General features: G+C 37.5%; 25 protein-coding genes. 5 read left to right on the forward strand and 20 right to left on the reverse strand.

The genetic code is table 11. The annotated features are described in order from the left end of the window. The first annotated feature begins 465 nt into the window (after positions 1-465). Positions 466-813 carry a helix-turn-helix domain-containing protein gene (locus OXPF_RS19410; RefSeq protein ID WP_083480056.1) on the forward strand — a complete coding sequence of 116 codons (348 nt, stop codon included), beginning with the start codon at positions 466-468 and terminating at the stop codon, positions 811-813. Positions 814-1,249: 436 nt separating this feature from the next. Continuing rightward, the gene (locus OXPF_RS19415; protein ID WP_054876875.1) at positions 1,250-1,600 is read left to right on the forward strand and encodes a hypothetical protein; all 351 of its coding nucleotides are present in this window, start codon (positions 1,250-1,252) and stop codon (positions 1,598-1,600) included. A 120-nt stretch (positions 1,601-1,720) separates the two neighbouring features. Here OXPF_RS19415 and OXPF_RS19420 read toward each other — a convergent pair whose 3' ends face one another. Both OXPF_RS19420 and OXPF_RS19425 read right to left on the reverse strand, forming a co-directional pair. After that, positions 1,721-1,981: a hypothetical protein gene (locus OXPF_RS19420; protein ID WP_054876876.1), complete on the reverse strand. Its 261-nt coding sequence runs from the start codon at positions 1,979-1,981 to the stop codon at positions 1,721-1,723. Between the two features lie 19 nt (positions 1,982-2,000). After that, a complete protein-coding gene (locus OXPF_RS19425; protein ID WP_054877258.1) occupies positions 2,001-3,236 on the reverse strand; it encodes a DNA polymerase Y family protein in 1,236 nt (411 codons plus the stop codon). A gap of 212 nt (positions 3,237-3,448) precedes the next feature. Between OXPF_RS19425 and OXPF_RS19430 the strand changes: the two genes are divergently transcribed. The 3 genes from OXPF_RS19430 to OXPF_RS19440 all read left to right on the forward strand — a co-directional run bounded on the left by OXPF_RS19430 (position 3,449) and on the right by OXPF_RS19440 (position 4,731). Continuing rightward, positions 3,449-3,736, forward strand: coding sequence for a hypothetical protein (locus OXPF_RS19430; protein ID WP_054876877.1), 288 nt, complete (start codon positions 3,449-3,451; stop codon positions 3,734-3,736). Between the two features lie 21 nt (positions 3,737-3,757). Then, positions 3,758-4,228 (forward strand): type I-C CRISPR-associated protein Cas8c/Csd1, encoded by a 471-nt coding sequence (locus OXPF_RS19435; protein ID WP_054876878.1) that lies wholly within the window; start codon positions 3,758-3,760, stop codon positions 4,226-4,228. 149 nt (positions 4,229-4,377) lie between these two features. Further along, the gene (locus OXPF_RS19440) at positions 4,378-4,731 is read left to right on the forward strand and encodes a hypothetical protein (RefSeq protein ID WP_160317269.1); all 354 of its coding nucleotides are present in this window, start codon (positions 4,378-4,380) and stop codon (positions 4,729-4,731) included. A gap of 220 nt (positions 4,732-4,951) precedes the next feature. On the opposite strand, the gene OXPF_RS21975 is transcribed toward OXPF_RS19440, so the two are convergent. From OXPF_RS21975 to OXPF_RS19530, 18 genes are all read right to left on the reverse strand, one after another. Further along, a complete protein-coding gene (locus OXPF_RS21975) occupies positions 4,952-5,701 on the reverse strand; it encodes a phage antirepressor KilAC domain-containing protein (RefSeq protein WP_083480058.1) in 750 nt (249 codons plus the stop codon). Positions 5,702-5,751: 50 nt separating this feature from the next. Continuing rightward, entirely contained in the window at positions 5,752-6,066 is a 315-nt protein-coding gene (locus OXPF_RS19450) for a hypothetical protein (protein ID WP_054876880.1), read from the reverse strand. A gap of 14 nt (positions 6,067-6,080) precedes the next feature. Next, on the reverse strand, positions 6,081-6,872 hold the full coding sequence (locus OXPF_RS19455) for an N-acetylmuramoyl-L-alanine amidase (protein WP_054876881.1): 792 nt from the start codon (positions 6,870-6,872) through the stop codon (positions 6,081-6,083). Between the two features lie 4 nt (positions 6,873-6,876). Beyond that, the gene (locus OXPF_RS19460; RefSeq protein ID WP_054876882.1) at positions 6,877-7,152 is read right to left on the reverse strand and encodes a BhlA/UviB family holin-like peptide; all 276 of its coding nucleotides are present in this window, start codon (positions 7,150-7,152) and stop codon (positions 6,877-6,879) included. Positions 7,153-7,170: 18 nt separating this feature from the next. Continuing rightward, complete coding sequence (locus tag OXPF_RS19465) at positions 7,171-7,983, reverse strand: S8/S53 family peptidase (protein WP_054876883.1); 813 nt, start codon at positions 7,981-7,983, stop codon at positions 7,171-7,173. Positions 7,984-7,993: 10 nt separating this feature from the next. After that, on the reverse strand, positions 7,994-8,338 hold the full coding sequence (locus tag OXPF_RS19470; protein WP_054876884.1) for a hypothetical protein: 345 nt from the start codon (positions 8,336-8,338) through the stop codon (positions 7,994-7,996). Continuing rightward, complete coding sequence (locus OXPF_RS19475; RefSeq protein WP_054876885.1) at positions 8,339-9,889, reverse strand: autotransporter outer membrane beta-barrel domain-containing protein; 1,551 nt, start codon at positions 9,887-9,889, stop codon at positions 8,339-8,341. It abuts the gene before it with no gap. A 48-nt stretch (positions 9,890-9,937) separates the two neighbouring features. Then, the gene (gene xerA / locus OXPF_RS19480; RefSeq protein ID WP_054876886.1) at positions 9,938-10,936 is read right to left on the reverse strand and encodes a site-specific tyrosine recombinase/integron integrase; all 999 of its coding nucleotides are present in this window, start codon (positions 10,934-10,936) and stop codon (positions 9,938-9,940) included. Positions 10,937-11,051: 115 nt separating this feature from the next. Further along, positions 11,052-11,243, reverse strand: a complete 192-nt coding sequence (locus OXPF_RS19485; RefSeq protein WP_054876887.1) for a helix-turn-helix domain-containing protein — start codon at positions 11,241-11,243, stop codon at positions 11,052-11,054. Positions 11,244-11,374: 131 nt separating this feature from the next. Beyond that, entirely contained in the window at positions 11,375-12,508 is a 1,134-nt protein-coding gene (locus OXPF_RS19490; RefSeq protein WP_054876888.1) for a hypothetical protein, read from the reverse strand. Next, a complete protein-coding gene (locus OXPF_RS19495) occupies positions 12,505-13,017 on the reverse strand; it encodes a DUF4365 domain-containing protein (protein WP_054876889.1) in 513 nt (170 codons plus the stop codon). Before OXPF_RS19495 ends, OXPF_RS19490 begins: the two co-directional genes overlap by 4 nt. 150 nt (positions 13,018-13,167) lie before the next feature. Then, positions 13,168-15,564, reverse strand: a complete 2,397-nt coding sequence (locus OXPF_RS19500; protein ID WP_054876890.1) for an SGNH/GDSL hydrolase family protein — start codon at positions 15,562-15,564, stop codon at positions 13,168-13,170. A 12-nt stretch (positions 15,565-15,576) separates the two neighbouring features. Next, entirely contained in the window at positions 15,577-16,242 is a 666-nt protein-coding gene (locus OXPF_RS19505; RefSeq protein ID WP_083480060.1) for a phage tail protein, read from the reverse strand. Beyond that, positions 16,242-17,447, reverse strand: coding sequence for a baseplate assembly protein (locus OXPF_RS19510; protein WP_054876891.1), 1,206 nt, complete (start codon positions 17,445-17,447; stop codon positions 16,242-16,244). Before OXPF_RS19510 ends, OXPF_RS19505 begins: the two co-directional genes overlap by 1 nt. Then, the gene (locus OXPF_RS19515; RefSeq protein WP_054876892.1) at positions 17,444-17,746 is read right to left on the reverse strand and encodes a GPW/gp25 family protein; all 303 of its coding nucleotides are present in this window, start codon (positions 17,744-17,746) and stop codon (positions 17,444-17,446) included. The genes OXPF_RS19510 and OXPF_RS19515 overlap by 4 nt, the downstream gene beginning before the upstream one ends. Positions 17,747-17,757: 11 nt before the next feature. Then, positions 17,758-18,312 (reverse strand): phage tail protein, encoded by a 555-nt coding sequence (locus OXPF_RS19520; RefSeq protein ID WP_054876893.1) that lies wholly within the window; start codon positions 18,310-18,312, stop codon positions 17,758-17,760. Positions 18,313-18,324: 12 nt separating this feature from the next. Next, positions 18,325-18,516 carry a hypothetical protein gene (locus tag OXPF_RS19525; protein ID WP_054876894.1) on the reverse strand — a complete coding sequence of 64 codons (192 nt, stop codon included), beginning with the start codon at positions 18,514-18,516 and terminating at the stop codon, positions 18,325-18,327. Next, a complete protein-coding gene (locus OXPF_RS19530; protein WP_054876895.1) occupies positions 18,516-19,427 on the reverse strand; it encodes a phage late control D family protein in 912 nt (303 codons plus the stop codon). Before OXPF_RS19530 ends, OXPF_RS19525 begins: the two co-directional genes overlap by 1 nt. Between the last annotated feature and the right edge of the window lies 1 nt (position 19,428).

Consider the following 19,428-nt stretch of genomic DNA (forward strand, 5'->3'; position numbering starts at 1 on the left):
ACCCAGATTTGAACTGGGGAATAAAGGTTTTGCAGTTCTATTCTGCATTAAAATATTCCTATAATCCTATATTTATTTTAAACACCTTTAAGCCTTCAAGCCATTTTAACGCAAGATAAATTAAATGTAAATAAATAAAATTATGTATATTAAACAAATTAGGACAGTTTTAGGACAGAAAAAAATGAGCCCTCTTGGGCTCGTTTTTATGTATAACAGTAAAATAAATCATGCATTATTAATGCAATCTTTAATACTTCTTAATAGAATTTTTAATCTTTCATTTTCTTCTTTTAATAACTTATTTTCCTCTAGTAAGTTTTCTGTAGCTTCTTTATTTTTGTCCATTGTATTCCCCCTTTATATTGCCATTATGTACTGTAATTTTTATATTATCATACATATCGACACATTACAACATTTGGATTTTTTCTCATGATATACTAATTTAACGGAGGGATGAATATGTTTGGAGAAAGATTAAAGGAAATAAGAATAGAAAGTAAATTAACACAAGAAGAATTAGGAGATATGGTCGGCGTATCAGGTAATACCATAAGTAAATATGAAACTGGTGATCGTGAACCATCTTTAGATATATTAACACGGATAGCAAACTACTTTAATGTTTCTCTTGATTACCTGCTGGGTAGAACCGACTTAACTACTCCGCCTTATACAATTAATGCAATCAAAACAAAAAGTGAAGCTAAATACTTTGACCTTATAATTAAAATTATTATAAATAATATTGATAAGATCCCCTTTATACATTCTATTCTTAAAGCATTTGATGAAAATAAGGATGTATAATTTAGTACCTTAAAGTCATATAACATTGAGTTTATATATCCTTTAAAATAACCTAGATATCTCCCTTTATAAATTAGTACGTAACCTTTACCTTTTTAATAATTACCTACTTATATCTCCCCCCTATGGCTCCTTTTATAAAAAACAAAAAAAAGAGCCCCAAATTTTGAAAGTAAAATTTGCAAACTCCTTCATCTTCTTAAAGACTATAATTTGTAGCCTCCATCTGACTTTTATCAGATGTAATTTCAATTCTCCATAGCCAGTATTAACTGGATATTTTTATTATAAGGAATCTTACATAGTAATGTCAATTTTTACTGCCGTATTTTAATTTAACAAAAGATTGTACAGACTACGTATATATTGTAAAATATAACCAAAGAAAACGTAAAATTAAGGTGTGTTTTATACAAATGTGAAAGGAGTATTAAATATGGGAGCTAAAAATAAAGTTATAGCTGGTGACTATGTTGGTGGTAACATAATGACTACTCTAGGTATGACGGCAATTGGTATTTCTTTTGGTAAAAACCTTTATCTTGATAAGAGAACTGTCGAGGGCTACGAAGTAGTTACTGATGAACACAGAAAAAGTGCTGCAAGCGGTGTTGCCAGAGGGTTAATAGGTGGTGCATTACTCGGTCCTGTCGGATTATTAGCAGGAGGCCTATCTGCCAAGAATAAGGGGGTATACACTTTAGCAATCAACTTCAAAGACGGGAAGAAAAGTTTAATTGAGGTAGATGATAAAATTTATAAAAATATAGTTAAAAACTGCTTCTAAAAAGCGGTTGGTATAATTTTGATATAAAAAAGGCTGCACAGCTAAAGTGCAAGCCTTTTTTAATGGAGTATTGTATGAAAAAGTATTATAATTATGGCCATTTTATTGATGATTATAACATCATATTTTAAATAAGACCCATTTACAGGTCCTGAGTTCGTATTTTATCTCAAACACCCTCTCTAATCCGTTTATAAGACTCTGGCATTTATACACCAGGGTATTATTCCCGGCTAGTTTTTCAATATCCTTCTGCAGGATTTTATCTATTTTTATTACTGTATATCCTTCAGGAGTTTCTAATCTAAATCTTACCGGAGTGGGACTGCCGTCTTTCGTAAACCATGCAACCATCTCTATGGGTTTTACTATTACCTTCAACCCTATTCACACCTTTTATTTATAATATACTTGTCATGACCGGATAACTTTCTTCCCCTATTCCTCCGTTTATGGGGCTAAGGCCGGAATGAAGGAAAGAGCCTCTAATAATAGCAGCGGTTCCATATTTCAATCTTACCTTATCGATTGTGTTATCTAAATCTCTTGTTTTTTCTATATCCTTATCATCAAACATGGTTGTCTGTATAAATTCATTAGTACATAACTCGGATGCTCTCACACCAAGATTACGCACAGGCTCACCTTTCCAGACTTCGTCAAACAATGCAGCAGCTACTCTCCAGATTTTTGCAGTTGAATCTATAGGGTAATAAAGTTTACGCTGCCGGGAGTAACTTATAAAATCATGGCTTTTAATGCTTATTGCAACCAGATTGCAGCAGCTCTCCTGGTGCCTTAACCTCATACCTACCATTTCACATAGAGATAATAATATTAAATGTGCTTCTTTACGGTCCGTTACATCAAAGGAAATTGTAGTAGAATTGCCTATACCTTTAACATCAATGACGTTGCTCTTCCGGACATCCGAATTTTCATTTCCATTCGCAAAATTCCATATTACTATTCCGTGACTCTTTAATTTGGATTTTAGTATATCTGAGTCATAGGCAGCCAGATCACCTATCGTAAATATATTTAGCTTATGTAGCTTCGGTGCTGTCGCTCGCCCTACCATAAACAAATCTTCCACCGGCAGAGGCCACATTTTTTTACTTATTTCATCAGGATACAGTGTAGTCACTGCATCTGGCTTTTTTAAATCGGAGCCCATCTTGGCCAGAAGCTTATTGTTAGATATACCTATACTAACCGTAAAACCCAGTTCATGTTTTATACGGTCCTTAATGCTATAAGCAAGCTCAATAGGGTCGGGGTAATGATATTCCATACTCGTAAAATCCAGAAACATTTCATCCACGGAAAACCGCTGGATTGCCGGTGTATAATCATTTAATATGTCAATCATCGCATTGCTGGCCATCATATACAATTCATAATGCGGGGGTATAACTATAAGCTCAGGACATTTCTGCCGGGCAGAAAATAGTGTCTCCCCCGTCTGGATGTTATACTTCTTTGCCGGGATGGACTTCGCGAGAACGATTCCATGCCTGCTCTCGACATCCCCTCCTATGACTGACGGTATATCTCTTAAGTCAAGACTGCTTCCCTGCTGCATCCGGTACGCTGCCTCCCAGGAAAGGTAAGCGCTATTTACATCAATATGCATTATAAGTCGTTGTTTGCTTTTGCTTGTCAAGATTAACCCTTCTTTTCTGCATTTGTATTTATTATATGCGAACATAAGTTCTTATACAACCGAGAAATTATGGTAATCATTTGTCGAAAAGTTTTTCTTAATTATTTGATATTGGGGGTTGTAAATCATACTTGATTATAGTATACTTAAATCAAGATAGAAAATTGAGAGGGGATAAACAAATGGTAGAATTAATAGGCACTGAAAACCAAGTTAAATGGGCAAATGACATCAAGAATGATAACATAAGAGTAATAGAGAGAGAACTTGAAGCTATAGCAGACAGAAGCAGCCGTGATGAATGGTATGCTAATGATGAAAAGGTAAAGACTTACACGGCAAGAGTCAGCAAGGCCTTAGATGAAATCAAGAATGACACTACTCATATTTATGCATCATGGTGGATTGAGCATAAAGGAATAGCAAACGCATATATACAAAAAATTAAAAAAGCAGTATTTAACGGTTAGTATAATACAGGAGGAATTACAATGGTTGATAATACTATAAAAGACAGGTCATATTGCTTCGGCCGCTTAATGGCCCTTACACAATTTTTAGAATTAAATGTGCCCCCAATAGCAAAAGAGGGGCGCACTCTTATAGACCAAGAGTGGAGTAATATTGTAAAATACCCAATTAAATGGCATGATGTGCATGCAAGAGTCCTGTCCACAAGGGTATCGGATAAGGTCTACAAAGCAAAGACCACCGTCGAAGACGAGATAACTTATATTGTATCAGAGATTATAAATCCTGATGATTTTATGAGTGCTGAGCCTCTTGAACCAAGCTATACTTTAGGTTATAGTCAACAGTCTATGGATATAAAGAGCTGGGGTGGTTATCGTGAGGGCGCCGGCAGACCATCTACAGGCAGGAAGAAGAAAAACATTTATGTTACCGATGAAGAATATGAGCAGGTCCAGGCATTTATACAGCAAATAAGACAAAACGGGTAAATATTATGATTAAACTTTGTAAAGTATGCGGCAGAGAATATTCGGGCCGGAATAAACATACATGCTCCAGGGCTTGTTATGCAAAGTATAAAATGCAATATAAAAAATGTGCTGTATGTGGCAAAATGTTTAATGACCCTCACAGTAATATGACAAAAACATGCAGCCCCGGATGCTCTCGAGTATACAGGCAGAATCTCCATGAGCAGGGTGTCTATAATGGCACTCTCGAAAAGGCTCATGAAGCAGCTAAAACAAGCCCGCTTACTGGTCATTTTGAAACGCATATGCATGCTAAGTCCTGGGTGATACAGGCTCCGGATGGTGAAATTTATAAATGTCGCAATCTAAAATTATGGCTTGATGAGCATCAGGATATGATAGACGGTACGGTAAGACAAGCATGGGATGGTATTACCAAAATAAAGTATTCCATGCAAGGGAAGCGGAAATTTAAAAGTTATCAGTGGAAGGGATGGAAATTATTAGACTGGGGTCAGTAAAATTCCCTTAAATTCGCCCTCACAGAAGGCTCTACACCGTTTTTGGTAGTGTTATAGTATGGCTAAGCAAAATTAAAGGCCTTACAGGACGTTTAAATGGCACGTTGTAAAAGCAGTCTTTTCAAGGGTTTATGCCTATAATATATTTTGTCAATTATTCAATACTTTTAATATAAAATCGTCAACTAAAATAAAAAAAGCCCAGATTTTATACCAGGGCTTAGCTTACTTTTTGTTTATTCAATATTTTTCTGATATAGTCCAGGCCTTTTTGATATACAAGAGTTTTAATACTTATATTTGTGCTGCCATCAGGCTTTGAATATTTCTGTTCAATAACTCTAAAGTATCCGCGATCAATATATTCTTGATATGGCTCATTATTATCCCTTAAGATACCTTCAGCTCTCAGTATAGCAAATAAAGTATTCCTGCCTTTGCCAAAATTAAGGACCTTTGCAGCCTTGGACATTTCTATAGCTGTCTTACTGTCTGCTACTGCATCGAAAAATTCAGCTTTAGGCTTCATGGTCTTAATCTGCTCTGTCTGTTGTCGTACTACCTCAAGAGTATTTTTAAACATAGCCTTTGTATTTTCATCTGCATATGGCAAGTAAGTATTAATAAACAAATCTTCATTTGACACATAACCGCCAGTTTTTCGGATGCTGGGAAGGACTTCACTTGTTACCCATCTTTTAAATTGTTTTGCATCCGGAAGATTGGATCTCAATATCAAACTGTATAAGCCACTTTCATTTATACCTATCATATTTCTGTTTTGACCTGAGTCGGCGATTTGCAGGGTTAGCTTATCATCTTCATCAACATGCTTTTTAAGTGCATCAGATGTATCTTTATATCCCAAAACCTCAGCAATGTCTTTTCCTATAAACCAAGGTTCCCCATCCTTTTGTATTACTCTTACTTGCCCAAATTCTTTATTATTAAATATCTGTAATTCGCTCATTCCGACACCTCCATATAATGAAGCCCCGGCATCACACCGGGGCTTCATTATTATTTATCATGTGCAGCTTCTTCTGCTGAAGGATTAACCTTTTCTGTGTTTTGCCGCTTATCTGTTATAAAACTAAAATTGCCTACGGCCGTCATGGCGATAAGTAGGGCATTAAACAATCCTAAGAATGCCTGCTCCGGTATCAACCGCCCGGTGAAGAATAACACCCCGAATTGCACTACCAGGGCTACCATTAGCACAAGCCATTTTGTCTGAAGCCCAAAGAATCCCTTTATAGCCTGCACAATTAAATTAACTGCTACTGTCATCCCCGCAAATGTCGCTAAATATTCCAATGTAAAAAATTCATTCATTAATATTTTCCTCCTTAATATATTTTACCTGTCTTTTTATATTGTTTTGCCCACGCTATGGCCTGCTCTGCAGTGTCAATCATGTTGGTTCCGACAATAAGTTTTGCTGTAGGAGTGGCCAATTTACCATGCTCACCTAATCCCCCAAGCTGCACACATATATCGTTTGGTTTGACATCAGGCACATATGATAATTCTCCATCAATATATCTTGCAATCCCCATTGCAAGCCATGTATCAGGGGGATTTGACGGTACCACTTTTATTTTCATTTCACTTTCCTCCATAAATAATAAAGATTTGTATACTTGTGCAATCTTTTTAAGTTTGTTTTTCGTGTCTATGGCCAGCTCGGCATGAGCTCCATGCTCAACCAAAAATGCATGCTCTATTCCCTGCTCTACCCCATAACGGATAATACCATAATAATCGTTATCGTTTTTTCCGGGATATGTTACAGCACCTCTAAACTTAATTCCAAGCGCGTCGGCAATAGCCTGCCCCAGTTGCTCTGCAATAGCTTTATCCTGTGGCCTTTTTACACTGTAATATATAATGGTCCCAAGTGTAGGATAATTTGTATGCAAAGATATTAATGTATTGGCTCCGTATCTTTTGGCTATTGCTGCACGATCTTCAAGGGGAGGACGTTCATAGGCTCCCCTAGTAAGTGGAGAGCCCGTATCATTATTAAGCATAGTAGCCAATTCAAACATTGCAGTACCTTCGCTGTAATCCGGATATTTAGGGTCTATATTTACGCCATTTATATGCCCAGGGTCAAAAACTACTTTGCCAAGGTTCAAATTATCACCTTCTCAATTCTTTAATTTCTTCTTTGATATAGCTCACATCTCTTTTTATATCGTCAACAGTGGAAAATTTCCCTGCTATATCTTTTAGAGTTTCATCACTCTTTTGTATATGAGCGTCAGATTTTTCTATATGTTCCATTAGCTTATCTTCTCGTTCTCTGGCATCTTTTTTATCCTGCTTTTTTTCCTTTTGTGAGTCCCAAAACATATAAAAAAAGAGTATTGCAAACACTCCGTAGGACGCTATACTTTTTAATACTTCTGTTTCCATGGCATGCCTCCAATTCAATTATTTCAGCCATACATCCTCATCCAGTAGGTAGGAGTTTTGACCCTTCTCATTTTTCCAGCCTATCTCTTCAGCTCGGGGCATTAAAAAAAGTCTATGGCCATCCACAGACTTGGAGTTAATCCTTATAAACTCCCTTGCTATATCGGTTGTTAATTTCGGTTTGCCATTTTCTTTTCGCAACTGGCAGTACATCCCTAACATGGCTGCAACCACTGAAGCTGCTGCACTGGTGCCCTCGAAGGCAAAGGGAATTTTTTTGCTATTAGGTATGTAGATATAAGTCAGGCCAAGAGCATCCTCACCGCCGTTTGAATAGTCAGGTATCTCCTTTGTAATATAGTTGTATGCTCCTATTTTGATTGTGCCATCCATGCTTGCAGGATACTTAGGAGTTTTACCGCCAGAGTTGCCGGTGCTAAATACAAAAGGTATATCAAGTTCAAGTAACTGCTCCAGTAAGTTCTTCTTTGTGTCTTTCGGGCTCTCAAAGCTGCAGTTTACCACATCTATCATGTCTTTATGCTCTATCAGCCACTCGGTAGTAGCCTCTGCATTGCCGAACCAGTTGAAAGCGTAGATGCTTGCCTCCGGAGCCACTTCACGGTTAACTGAACAGGAATTCGGCTTGTGGAAGTCCTTACCTGACTGTATAGGTACGCTGTCATTAAGCGGGCATATAGCCTTTGTATGTACATGAGGTAAATATTTATCATCCAGGACAGCTATATTTACACCCTTGCCGGTATATCCAGCCTTATGCCAGTCTGATATGCGTCCATAATCAAATGTTTTTTTATTTTGACTTAGCATTTTACCCTCCTTATTCAAACCCATATTGGGCCTTTTCTGCTTGCCCCCAAGCTAAACACTCTTCTCTATATTCCTGGTATTCGAGATATTCTGCATATTCTAAGCTATCAATGGGATAATTGCGTTGATTTAGCATCTGTATTTCTTTTATTACATCATATCTTTCAGCTATTTTTTCTCTGACTTGATTATTTATCTTTTCTTTTGTTGGGGCCATGCGTTGTTTTTTTCTATCAATATAAGCCTGTGAAGGTTCCATGAGAATTTTGAATTTAGGTTTCTCTATCCAATTCCCATTTTCATCTGTATCAACGTCAACGCTCCACTTACCGTCGTTATCGATATACTCAACCATCTATTTGCACCCCCATAATTGAAAATTAGTACCCGAATTAAATTCAGGATCGTCATCTGTAAATAAATGAATAGAGCTTATTACTCCTCCATAATATCTGCCTGAAAAATATATTGAAGATTCACGTCCAATCACTATGCCATGGAATCGAGCTCCAGAATTGGCATCAGCCCTAACAATTATCATTTCTATTGAAAAGTCTTGATTAACAGTATATATAAGCCCCAATTGCGGAGCGTCGTCTATATGGCCTGAAAGAACTTGTATTGGAGGTGTGGCATAAGATAATCTCTGGGCTGCCCAATCGTGGTCCTCACCATTACCGTTTAATTGGATGTTTACATCTTGTCCGCTAAATCTCCCATTTACTAGTAAGCGGTAATATTTATATTCACTTGGAAGAGTTATTGTGGGGGAACCACCACCAGACGCTATAGTGATTTCATATATTTTTTCCCATATATTCCCCCCATCATAAACATTTCTATTTCCGTCAAATAATGCTATATGACCAGCTGTTGCTGATGCGGGCTTTCGATTATACTCATCAGAGGCTATTCCACCTAACAAGTCAGCATCAAGTCCGCTTCCTGCTCCATCGTTACCTTCATCCCATATTTTATTACCATTTCGCTTTATGCCTCCGGTGCCTTTAGGAACAAGATTTATATCTATATTTGTATCATTACCTGTTGCCTGTATTTCAGGAGCGTTGCCGGCAGAATTATTTTTAAAGTTTATTTCATTAACAGCATTTGCAGTTTGGGTAAATTTAAGTACTTCGTTACCGTTACCGTCATCTATACTTCCACCATTCGCAATCCTTGGCCTTGTCAGCGTTTTGTTAGTTAATGTCTGTACATCTGTTGTGCCAACTACTGTACCAGTAACCCCATGGGCTGCAACTGCGTTTATATGAGATGTTAAATTTCCATTTGTGGTACTTATGTCTCCATTAATGTCCTCTATACCTGCAGTAATATCATTTATATCTCCGGTAATTGTGTTAATCTCTCCATTTATATTGTTTATTTCAATGCTTAACCCCTCTATATCTTGGTTAATGCCGTCTATAATTTCCTGGAAGTCCTCAACCAGTACATAAGTTTCTGTAGGCGTTACAATAGTCACGTTTACAGCGTCTGAAACGGCTGCTTGCACAGTATATTGTCTTGTAAATAGTCCTTTGGCTATAGGTGGAATATAATCCGTCTGACCATCACCTACATATGTGTACCCATAAAGTATCTCGCCTTCATCCGGATCATCAGCAAATAGTCCTAATTCACTTAGATATACCGGGTCGGTAAATCCTACATTATTCTTTGTGCCTTTTACCTGGGCTATATTATAAGCAGATATTGCGACACTCACTATGTCTATATCAAATTCAGGGTCTATTAAGGCAGTTAATAATGTTGGGTCCTGCCCAGGGGCCAATTGACCGCTGCCACCCTGCATTTTAGTAAATTCTATTTGAGTTCCGGTCAAACTTTTTGCAAATAGATTGCGTCCGTTTTGAGTTAATTTCATGGTTATAAATCCAGCCATTAAAACCCTCCTTTTTTATGCAAAATAAAAGGAAGCATTTAAGCTTCCTTATTGAACAAGATGTTTCTTATAAGTCTGTTTTTTATTTTCTTCTGTAAGGCTGGCATATCTCTGGGTAGTTGCCGGGTCTTTATGTCCTAGGATGTCCTGGACACTTGTTATATCTGCTCCGTTATTTAGCATTAAAGTTGCTAGAGTATGCCTTAATACATGTGGATGTACATTCTTTGTAATTTCGGTCCTCTCGGCTATTTTAGAAATTTCCTTTTGTATCGCTCTGCTTTTTAGTCTTCTATATGGTTGTCTAATGGTTGTAAATAAAGCTTCGTCATCATCTGTCCGGGATAATAAATATTTTTTTAGGTGATACATGGCCTTTGAGCTAAAATATACAATCCTCTCTTTTTTACCTTTCCCATATACCTTCGCACAGCAATTAACATAATCAATGTCGCCCTTATCCATTTGCACTATTTCACTTAAGCGGCAGCCGGTAGCATACATAACTTCTACCAATGCACGTTCCCTTAAGGCAGTACATCCTTCTCTGAGCATTTCAAGCTCTTCTATTGTCAGGGCCTCAACCAAAAGTTTTTCCGTTTTGGTCGGTTTAATTTTTCTGGCAGGACTTTTATTAATATAGTCTTCTGTCTCAAGCCAGCTAAAAAAGCTTTTAATCTGTGATTTTATGGTTTCCAGCGTTGTATTCTTTAAATTCTTATGCTTTGTGACATGAGCTAAATACATCCGGATATCCATAGCGGTTATATCAACTGTATTTTTATTTAAAAATGTGGCCAATCTCAAAAGCTGTCTCCCATATCCATGCAGGGTATTCATGCTTAACCCGTCAAGTTTTTTACATGCAAGATATAAGGCTATCTTTTCATGCATATCATTTGTTGGCACAAGAGCAGTGCAAGCAGGCTGTATTTCATAATTATAAAGCACTTCTTCGATGATGTTTCTCAAGGTTAGTTGCTCAATATCCGGAAATTCAATAATTGTTTTACTGAGTATCTTTATTACAACCTCTTCTTTATACATAGTCCACCTCCATCATATTGTCATACAAGAGACAACATGATATAATGAGGATGTCTCTTATATGAGATGTTTTTAAAAGAGAGCTGATAAGCTTACCAGGCAGAGGCTCTCTTTTTTATTTGAGCTTTCCGTAAACCCTTTCCATAGATGACTTCCTAATCAGCCATACTGAACCGCTTTTTCTGTAATCGACACCCTCTTCAAGCCTTTTTGCGGTTCCTATAGCTTTTCTTAGAGTACTTTCAGATAGATTCCACATCTGAGTAGCTTCAGGAAAGGTTAAAACATTGTATAACTCATTTTCCAAACATCTTTACTCCTTTCACGCATGCGTGATTATATTATTATTTTATCACATATACGTGAAATTGATAGAGGTAATATATGGTAAGGGGACATATAAAAGGAGCCTTTAACCGGGCTCCTTTGGAGTTAATTTTATTTGTCTTTGTTAACTATCCTAAAATACTCAATTTTTGTCAAAACCCACATACGATTGTTCATATCAAGTTCTCCTGCAACCTCCACCTCTTGTTCATCCCTATGAGCATCACAGGCTATTCGATAATCTTCTTCGGAGAGTTCCATTATTATTGTACGATATTGCCCATCAATCTTTGTCAGCAGCCTAATCGTTTTTTCAGTGGTATCCTCCACATCACGCTTAGATAAGGATTTTACTATACCGCTGATAATAACATCTTGATATAGAACTTTGTCACGATAAATCTTGGCAAGTTCATCGATAACATAAAAATGATGGTCTTTAATAGTAACATGATTTTCTTGTCCTACCGTTTGCGTAAGAGCAGAGGCATAGCGAATAGTTGTGTCAATTTCTGCACTCCCTGAAGCCGGTTTCATTTTCATCAACGCATCACACATATTTGCGGTAATACCAGTTTCGTATGCAACAGTAGCCATATCACTTATACTTTGTTTTTGTTCTACAGCGTTATTTACTTGGCTAATGGCAGTATAAATCCGTTCAACAATTTTATGCTCAAATGGCGATGACGGGGGATAGTCTGCGATGGTCATTTGTTCTGCCTGTTCATCAATTACTTGTATATCGATATTAATCACGAAACTTCCAACTTCTGTCTGTGCGAGTTTAAAGCTTTCTAAATAATCCTTAGCAATATTGGTTGCTCTAAAGCAAATAGGTTGAGCTTTCTGTTCTGCACAAGCTGAATACAATATAAGCTCTTTCAATCCCTCAATACAATCTACTGCATAGTCAAGAGGCAGCTTTCCGTCCTGAGATAATGTAGATACAATCCTAAACTCCATCCTATCAAAGTAGACAGTTAGTATCTCTTTGACAATTTTCTCAATGCTTCTTTGTTCAAAGACAGAGATAGTTTGAAGCAACTCGTTTAGATTGATAAAAAAATCATCATAGTTTTCATTCGCCGGAAAAGCAATACGCTTTTCCGAGTTCGGGTAATTAAATACCATAAGATTTTTGTTCTTGAAATTGTAGTCGCGCAACCATCCTTTTAACAACAAATATCTTTCGATAGAAGCTGCTGTAATCCCATGCAGTTTATTTATTTTTGGCTCAATCATAGGTCAGCACCCGCTTTCACACATTCGATTAACCGCCGTAATTCATCAGGTGTAAGTTTTTGCGAAACAGGAAACTCAATACGCTTCTTTTTTTCGTTTTCGGTATCATCTCGCCCTTTTAATGAACACCACCACGCGCACCGCTTTAGAACAGTATCTTCATCCGACACTGTTATCCATTTTTCTGATTGCTTAGGCATAGAATATATGATTAATATACGGGGAGTGCCAATTTTAGTCTTGATTAAGTCTTTGTAATTCTTTACTTCTAAATCATAAAATAATTTATTACCTTTGGGTAAGATGTTTGTCGTGGCCTTAATCTGAAAGTCAATCCCAAAACCGCTTTCAACATATCTCTTGCGCCCCGTATCATACTGAACATCAGAAAACCTACCGTCTAAACCATAATCTAACCCTTCATATTCTCTTAATACAATACCAGCGCGTGCGGCAATGGCTTTAGCATATGCCCGACTTATTTGCTCTTTGATATGCTCCTCAGTCATTCCCCAACCACCTTTAATGTAAAGTATAAATATTATACTACATCACATGGAGAAAAGGAATGCAAAAGCAATGACTTGGGCCTCTTTTATTCTATATTATGGGTTATTTTACTGATAAATACTATCAGTTTCTTAATACGCAATATTATCCTAATACGAATTAACTTTTCGTAATTCTACCCTGCCAATCCTTGCAGTTCCCACGAAGTTTATGTCTACCTTTATCTTTAATTTAGCCACTCCCTCAGGTACAGCAGAAGCGTTAGTCTTTAAAACACCACTCCAATTACCTATGTCGATATTGGGGTAAGCATCATTGTGTGCCATCGTTCGGTAAAGGCTTTGGTACACGTTAGACGAATTATAGTAAGAGAGATAAAGTTCAACTTTTTTCAAGCTCTCTACCGTATTAATAGCAACCTCAACTTGGGCAGTTAATATATCTCCAGGAGAAACAGTAATATAGTCACTGGTGAATGACACTGTAGTGTCTGATGCTTCACTTACAAGTTGTTGCCATTCTCCTCCTATTTCGTCTGTCCTTGTTACCTTTGAAGCTGTTGCACTTCCTCCAGTTTTGAGATATCCAGTTGCCATACCTCCGTTATCGCCTAACATTGTAGGATTATCATTTAATATTGATGGGTCTGCATTGTCAAAAGTGAACATATCTAAAGGTTTTATAAATCCACCTATCTTGTTTGCAAGTTCTTTTCCCGCCAGAAATGCTCCCTTAGCCGAAAAATGTATTTCCCCATCCCTAGTAGTATTAGCCAATGGCAACCCTGTGTTGGGATCTGTTATCCTTCTTGGCAAATCTACTAAAAATATATTCTCTTGTTGGCAGTAGTTCCTAATCCATTCATTAACCTCATACCTTTTTTGTATTTCGGGAGCATTAAGCGTAGAATCTGCCACTAAAGTAGATGTTATGATATTTATACCACTGTCACTCAAAGTATTGTATATTAATTTCAAATTTGCAATTATTTCTTCTGCCGAAAGTTCTGCCTGTCTCAAATCGTTTGCACCTGCTAAAATCATGCAATATGCAGGATTATAAGGAAGTACATCATTTTCTATTCTGTCATAAATTTCTGTCGATGTTTCCCCAGGCACACCCGCATATTTAACAACCTTAAATCTTTGTCCTAAAAATATGTTAGCCCATGAAAAAAATCCATGATCCGTTAAAGCATCATTATTATCCGCTGTTATACTGTCTCCCAACAACACAATAGTATTTGGATTAAAATCTGTACGCCGGTTTAGACTTTTTATTCTAATCTGATATGGCTCATAGCGTGTTGCTGTATCCCCTACTTCTAACTGTTGAGTATTAATTTGGTCAGCATCCATATTGTATCTTGCCCATACCGCACCGCTTGGAGACATAAAAGGGTTTGTTCCTTTGTTTACTCCGCTTATGTACTTTAAATCCTTATCGTAAAAGGCTACCTGTGCGGTGTTACTTAAAACATACTGAGTAGATTCATTTATCTTTGTATAATCACTCACAGATGTCGGGTACATCGGGTTTTCAGCAACTAATTTTCCATTCAAGTAATTAACATAATATCCGTGTATTGCTTTGCTTTTATCAAATAGGTTTTTCCCTACAATAACCTCTGGTAATACAAACGACATTTTATCCGCAGACACATTTTTTTCTAGTATGTTGTCATTCACCACTCGAAGCTTTTCAATTGAATATCCATATGATTCATAGTCGGTACTTACAGTTCCTTTTTCAAATTGGTTCGTATTAATCCTATCATTTCTGCAAGATACTCTTGCATAATACGCCCCTGAAGGAGATGTAAAATTCTGCGTATTGTAACCAACTATAAATGTCTTCGCCGCATTATAAAAAGCCATCTGATGATTATAATTTTGTGAATATGCTGTTTCGGGTTCGACCACTATGAAGTCACTGTAACAACTCGGAAAACTTGGGGCTTCTACAACGGGCAATCCGGTGGTATAGCTTATATAATATCCATATGTAACTTTATCTTTATCGAATAAATTTTTACCCGGATTTGAGCTATTTATAGCACTATCCGTAACCGACCCTCTCGCTAGTTTTATCCTTTCTATGCTTTCATCAGGTAATCCACTTGACTGATATATACCTCCACCTGTCCACGCAGAACCGTTCCAATAATTCCAGTTTCCGTTGTCAAGAGTTATGTAAATATTAGTATCGCCTGCGGGAATTGCCGCTGTTAACGCTGATACATCAGCATATGTACCTTTTGGTGATCCACTTGCCACGCTTGCCACTTGAGTATTTACGTAAGTGATATCCGCTTTTGCCGTTGCAAGTGAGTTAACATCTGTTTTATCAGCCTTTACATCATCAAGTAAGCTTAATTGTGCCGTAGTATCTGCCAATTGCGTCGTATGCTCTTCCAAAGTATTTTCATGCACTTGCATTTTTGCATCTATTTTTTGATTGTCTGACTTAAAATCTGAATAGACTGGAGTATCACTGGCTGCCCAATCATTTAAGTTTAAAAAAGTTGTTTTATTTGCACTAGGCATTTATAGTCCTCCTTATAATACATTATAATATTGCCATTCCACGAAAGTATCAATTTCAGTGCCCCATTGTGTCCATGTATATCCATATGCATCTCTTTCTTCCCACGTTAGAGCTTCAATGAGCTCCATTTCGGTTGTCTGATAATCTTTGGTATTAACAATCATAGCTGAGTATAAAGGATTATCATTTTTACTATTGATAATCAAACCTTCAAGCCTGGAACGCTCATTTTTTAACATATTAATCTTTTCGATAAATTTATTTAATGATTCTTCGCCGCTTATTCTGCCATTGCTGACTACTTTAAATCCATAAGGCAGTCCTGAATAATCAAACCATTCCAGGACTTCACCTTCTCCGAAATAGTCTTGTATTACCTGTTCTAAGGCATAGGGTGTGCCCATATACATATGGACTTTATCGGAGTTTTTTACTAAAGAGCGTTTAATATCTATAGATGCTGTGGCATCATACCATTCTATATGTAGCTCCACAGCCAGCTCATCCAAAATATTTTCCGGAAGGGCATCTACTCTGGCCAATATAAGGCAATAAATCACCTCGTCAGATATTACCTGCAATTGAGGAGTAAGAGCCTCACACATTGCAATAGTTGTAGGGTCTTGCTGCATATGCTTTGTCTGCAATTTTAATAAATCAAGATTTTGAAGGTCCATTATAACAACCCTCCATAGGTTATATTTATATCATTGCATATCGCAACCTGGTCTTTTTCTATCTCTGTATATACAGGATAAGTAATATCAATCTTATAAACTCCTGCAGCATACATGAGCTGCCTTAAGTAATCCGGATTGATTGCCCTTTTAAGCTTGCTTTTCTGCCAGAGCACATATATATCAATAGCTCCGCCAGTATCCTCAATTTCACTCCTGATATTTTCTTCCTCTGCTGCTCTGTCAGCGGAAATGTAATAAGTCAACTCAATGTCATATTCCACTTCATCCGGTGCCGATACTGTAACATGGTCTGTTAACGGCCGTACCTTCTTGTCGTTAACCTTGGCACTGATTTTATCCAATACAGTCTGAGTCGGCATCTCCCCATCTTTCATGAGTGCTACAATAGTTACTTCTGCTCCCGGCCGCTCTGTATAAAAAGGAGTCGGGTCAACACTCGGATAAGCAGCCTCAAAGGCTTCTATATCAAATATTTTAAGGGTATCAGTATCTACAGATACATCCTGAATATTTGCATCTGCTGACATAGCATGATAAATATATGCATCCTTAGGACCTGCTGTTGAAAATCCCCCGGGAGCTTTCCTTATTCTCTCCCTGTACCCGCTCCATACGTTTATACCGTCATCATCAGGTTCAGTTTCTGTCCCTCCGCTGCTTTCTTCTGTATTTTCTACTGCTGCTACATAAGGGATGGGATCCACAATCTTATTTATCTGGCCGGGTACAAATCCGTTATACTTCTCTCCGGTTTCTATTGCCTGAGCTTTTACTGTTCCCTGTGTTTCACCAGCCGGTATGGTCAAATCATCAATTGTTATAAAAAACAAAGCTCCATCCGGTGTTGCACGCTGTCCCGAAACAATCATATATGGAATTTCCTGTGCTTGTGACAGTGTATATCTTAGGGTTGTAACAGCTTTTTCTGCCTGCAGCCTTGGAGTATTAACCCTCTCACCTAAGGCATCCAATACCGCCCCTTTTGCATATTTTAAAAGGTTCTGCCTGCCAGTTAAATTTATATCGTTCTTTAAACCGACAATTACCGATGTTTCCTGGTCTAAAAATATACGGCGCTCGTCTCCCGGATACAAGGTATCATTAAGTGCCGTACTAAATCTATTTACAAGATTTTTATTAATTTCTTTGGAATCCACTTCAACAAAATTTATTTCGCTCATATTTCAACCTCCACCGCAAAATTAACATGGCCTTCCTTATCTATATCAATGAATCTAACATTTTTTACGGTTGCTCTTGGCTCATAATCCAGGATAAGCTGGTATACAGCCTCTGCATACCTTGCCTTTAATTTTTCAATGGGAAGGTCAATTATGTCAGGGTCAATTCCCATGGTGCGCTTATATGCAACCTCATACTTAAAGGTGGAAATAAGATTCTGCACATTCTGCAGTATCCTTTCCGCTCCTCTGGCAGCCCAATTCAACTCTGCTTTTGTAGTATCTATTGTATAAACCATAGCATCACCTCTTAATCAACCCTGTTAAGCATTGCTAAATTCATCTGGGTATTAGTTCTTTTTTGGCTTGATTTATTAAGTAATCCCAATAGCTCAGGGTCTAACATTTCAAGTATATTATTAGCAAGCCCTGGAGAATTTGCAGCTGATGATGTACTCTTTTGGCTCCCTGGCCTTACATACTCATCAAACTGCAGATTTAGTTCCATGTATAGGATATTACCGTAATTATCAATCCTCACATTGCTTTTACCTATATTAATAAGTAAAAATTTATTTTCACTTAATGGCTTATTTCCCAAGATGAAGGGATAAGGTATACCCTGATGCATTATCTGGCGCCATTCTTCCCATTCTCTGCGGGGATTAATACCCAACTCTGCATCAAGCACTATCTTAAAGCTCATGTTGTCCAAATCAGGACCTTTATTATACGTGGACGGCTTTACTCCCTGGGCATCCTGCTTTTCCGTCTGAAAATTTGAATTATATTGATAATCGCCAAAGGTATATATTTTTTCTGTATCGGTTTGAAAAGTTTTGTTCGCAAAACTGGCTATCGGCATATTCTCACCTGCCTAAAATGCTGCTGCTATTATCGCATCTGCAATATTTTCTGAAAATAACATGACTGCCACATCATCCCCTATTGCAAGGGTGCCGATATGTACACCCTTTTTAAGCGGTGGTGTAACCATATTATCCCTGTCAATTAAAATTACTCGTACACCCTCTGCTTCAATACTTGATACTTTACCTTTAAGATTCATCAATACCCCTCCAATACTCTTCTGGCATTAATGCTTGTCTTACCTTCCACAAGCCTATGGACTACGCTGCTTAAAAAATATTTGCCGTCTGACATACCCAGTCCAGTTATATTAGTATTTACCCCTGCTGCAAGTCCTGCATCTTTTTTAATAGTAAAACTGCCTGTATACTCATGCTTGTTATAAAACCTCAGAAGATTCCTAGCATATCTGTCCGCTTCGGTCTGGGAAGTTACCTGTATATTGCTTAATTTTAAAATAGGTCCTGCCGGGGCATTTGCAGGCATATAATTTGATTTGTAATTGCCATAGGTCAGCCTGCAACCTGCATAAATATGGGTTGATGTGCTTAAAAACTTATATCTGCCGTCAAATTCGTTCTTATTTATGGTTCTGGCACTTGCCTGATTCTCCATGTAGCTTTCGTTATATATAATGACCTTCCCGGCGCTGATTTTTAAAACATAACCCTCTAAAATACATCTGAAGGACAGAAATTTTAAATCTGCCTGCTCGTTTTGGTCTATTCGATTGTAAAAATGGTCCTCAATGCCGAAAGCCTGAAGCTTAAAGCCATGTTTATTTGTAATTTCTCTGACAATTTCGGTAAACCTTACATTTTCCCAGCCTTTAGTATTTCTTTCCTTAACTGACTGAGGGAAAGGCAATGCACGGATTATGAATAAACCGCTCCTTTGTTCCAGCTCATCGGCATACATTACCCCTGTATCAAATCCGGAATCTATTATCTGTATTCTGTCATTTTTTTTAGGGTTCCACCGGCTCCAAGTATCGGAATCATTAAAGATTAATTCCATGCTGTCAGCCCTGCCTCCGGCTGAATCGGTTATATCGGCCTTATTAAGTTCAACAGCACCTAATATATTACTGTCCTCATACATAAGTTGCATA

The organism is Oxobacter pfennigii (assembly GCF_001317355.1).
Taxonomy (GTDB): Bacteria; Bacillota; Clostridia; order Clostridiales; family Oxobacteraceae; genus Oxobacter; species Oxobacter pfennigii.